This is a genomic window from Dietzia sp. DQ11-71 (assembly GCF_014144995.1).
GTDB classification, from domain to species: domain Bacteria; phylum Actinomycetota; class Actinomycetes; order Mycobacteriales; family Mycobacteriaceae; genus Dietzia; species Dietzia kunjamensis.
This window is the reverse complement of sequence record NZ_JAALDT010000191.1, coordinates 1-3019: the sequence shown is the minus strand read 5'-3', so window position 1 is coordinate 3019 and position 3019 is coordinate 1. Positions and strand designations below refer to the sequence as shown.

Genomic DNA, 3019 nt, shown 5'->3' with positions numbered 1-3019 from the left:
TGGAACTGGCCCGGGTAGTAGCCCGAGTCCACGGCGGCGCGCGACGCGCCGACGGCGGCCTTGAGCGAGTCGGCGAGCGGCTCGACGACCTTCTCGAAGTTGTCCGCGGAGCCGACGCCACGACCACCGGAGACGACGACGGTCGCCTCGGTGAGCTCGGGGCGGTCGCCGCCCACGATCGGGTTGCGCGAGATGACCTTGGCGGCGTTCTCGGGCTCGGGGACCTGCACCTCGACGACCTCGCCGGCGCCGGCGGCCGGGGCGGCCTCGACGGAGCCCGGACGCAGCGTGTAGATCGGGGTCTCGCCGGAGACGGTCGCCTCGACGGTGAAGGCGCCACCGAAGATCGAGTGGACGGCCGAACCGTCGGACTTGATCTCCACGACGTCACACAGGGTGCCGGAGCCGGTGCGGGCCGCGAGACGACCCGCGACCTCCTTGCCCTCGAACGTGGCGGCCAGGACGATCGCGGCCGCACCCTGCTCGGCGAGGCCGGCCAGGACGTCGACCTTGGGGGTGACGAGGTAGTTCTGGACCGCGTCACCCTCGGCGACGTAGATCTTCTCCGCGCCGGCCTCCTTGAGGGCATCGGTGAGCGCGGCGGCGGTGCCGGTCTCACCGAAGACGACCGCGGAGGGCTCTCCGAGGGCACGAGCGGCGGTCAGCAGCTCGAGGGACACCTTCTTGAGTTCGCCGTCGACGTGCTCGACCGCGACGAGGACTTCAGCCATGGTGGATTCTCCTTGAAAAAGACTGGGATGAGTCGGTCGGGGTGAGTTCGCGTCAGATGAGCTTCTGCGACACGAGGTACTTGGCGACGTCGTTGCCGCCCTCGCCCTCGTCGGTGACCTTCTCGCCGGCGGCGCGCGGCGGCTTGGGGCTCGCGGAGGTGACGCTGGACGCGGCGTTGTCCTTGCCCACCTGGGCGGCCTCGACGCCGGCGTCGGCCAGCGTGAGGGACTCGACCGGCTTCTTCTTGGCGGCCATGATGCCCTTGAAGGACGGGAACCGCGGCTCGTTGATCTTCTCGCCGACGGAGACGACGCACGGCAGGGTGGCCTCGACCTCGAAGATGCCCTCGTCGGTCTCACGCTCGCCCTTGGCGACGCCGTCGGTGATCTCCAGGGTGCGCATGTGCGTCAGCTGCGGGAGGCCGAGGTACTCGGCGAGGATGGCCGGGACGGCACCCATGCGGCCGTCGGTGGCCTCGTTGCCGGCGATGACCAGCTCGGTGCCCTCGATGGTGCCCAGCACGTTGGCCAGGGCCCACGAGGTCTGGACGACGTCGGAACCGTGCAGGGCCTCGTCGTTGAGGTGGACGGCCTTGTCGGCGCCCATGGACAGGGCCTTGCGGATGGCCTCGGTGGCGCGGTCCGGACCGGCGCACAGGACGGTCACCTCGCCGCCGTGGGCCTCCTTGATCTGGAGCGCCTGCTCGACGGCCTTCTCGTTGATCTCGTCCAGGACCGCGTCCGCGGCCTCGCGGTCCAGGGTGTAGTCCCCGTCCGTGAGCTTGCGCTCGGAATAGGTGTCGGGAACCTGCTTGATCAGTACGACGATGTTCGTCATGGGCCTGCGTCGACCTCCTGCGAGTCGGGGCGGGGTGCGCCCCCGTCTAGACCGGGCGCACCGGATTGTGGTCCTGCCAGACACAATAACGCGGCCGTGGCCGCGGTGACGGGGCCGGGGCGGTCGGCGGCTCCGGGTTCGTCAGTTGATGCGCTTGTCCCAGCCGGACCAGGCGGCGTCGCGCAGTTCGTTCTTGCGGACCTTTCCGGTCGACGTCCGGGGCAGGGCCTCGGTCAACTCCACCGCACCGGGCACCTTGTAGCGCGCGATCCTGGTCCGGCAGTGCTCGATCACGGCGGCCTCGTCGAGCGTGGAGCCCGGCCGGACCACGACGTAGGCCTTGGGACGCTCGCCCCACTTCTCGTCGGGCATGGACACGACCGCGCAGTCGACCACGTCGGGGTGGGACACGACCGCCTGCTCGACCTCGATGGTGGAGATGTTCTCGCCGCCGGAGACCACGACGTCCTTGGCGCGGTCCAGCAGTTGCACGTATCCGTCCGGGTGCATGACGCCCAGGTCGCCGGAGTGGAACCACCCGCCGGCGAACGCGGTGGCCGTGGCCTCGGGGTCGCCGAAGTACCCCTTCATGACCCCGTTGCCGGTCATGACGACCTCGCCCATGGTCACGCCGTCGGCGGGGACGTCGACCAGCCGGCTCTCCCCCGGTGAGGTGCGCTCGACCACACGCACGGTGTCGGCGTGGATCATGGCGACGCCCTGGCGCGACTTGAGCCCGGCCCGCTCGTCCGGATCCAGGTCGGCCCATCCGGGCTGCGGGGTGCACACCGTGAACGGGCCGTAGGTCTCGGTCAGTCCGTACACCTGGGTGACGTCGATGCCGAGGTCCTCGAAGCGGCGCAGGATGGTCGGCGAGGGCGGCGCCCCGGCGGTGACCATGCGGATCCCGTCGATCGGCCGGGCGGCCGGGTCGTCGGCGATGGTGGACAACACGGCTGGTGCACCGGCCAGGCGGTTGACCCCCTCGTCGTCGAACAGTCTCCAGATCTCGTCCCCGCGGACGGCGCGCAGACACACGTGGGTCCCCCTCGCACCGGTCAGCGCCCAGGTCGTGCACCACCCGTTGCAGTGGAACATGGGCAGCGTCCAGAGGTACTTCGAGTCGGCGTCCAGGCCCTGGGTGACGATCTCGCCAAGGGAGTTGAGGTAGGCGCCCCGGTGCGTGTACATGACGCCCTTCGGTCGGCCGGTGGTGCCGGAGGTGTAGTTGACCGCGATAACGGAGTCCTCGTCGGCGACCGTCCACGAGACCGGCTGCGGGGAGGCGGACGCCAGAGCGTCCTCGAGGGCCTCGGCGCGCGGGCCGAAGCGGGCCGGGTCGGGTTGCGTGCCGTCGGCGTCCGGGGCGACCAGGACGAGACGCAGCGCGTCGGGGACCTCGTCGCCCAGCCCCGCGAGGAGTTCCGCGTCGGCGATGAGGACGGCGATC

At 70.7% G+C, this 3019-nt stretch carries 3 protein-coding genes; all 3 read right to left on the bottom strand.

Annotated elements, in window-relative coordinates; translation table 11 throughout:
* The coding region (locus G6023_RS07900; protein WP_182634859.1) for an electron transfer flavoprotein subunit alpha/FixB family protein at positions 1–731 on the bottom strand (731 nt) is incomplete at its 3' end.
* A 52-nt stretch (positions 732–783) separates the two neighbouring features.
* A complete protein-coding gene (locus tag G6023_RS07895; RefSeq protein ID WP_182634856.1) occupies positions 784–1569 on the bottom strand; it encodes an electron transfer flavoprotein subunit beta/FixA family protein in 786 nt (261 codons plus the stop codon).
* A gap of 141 nt (positions 1570–1710) precedes the next feature.
* Positions 1711–3019 (bottom strand): AMP-binding protein (locus tag G6023_RS07890; protein ID WP_182634854.1); only part of this gene is annotated, 1309 nt, incomplete at its 5' end.

Bases quoted from the DNA above. Each gene is read 5' to 3' on its own strand.
- G6023_RS07895 (WP_182634856.1), bottom strand. From the start codon at position 1,569: ATGACGAACATCGTCGTACTGATCAAGCAGGTTCCCGACACCTATTCC.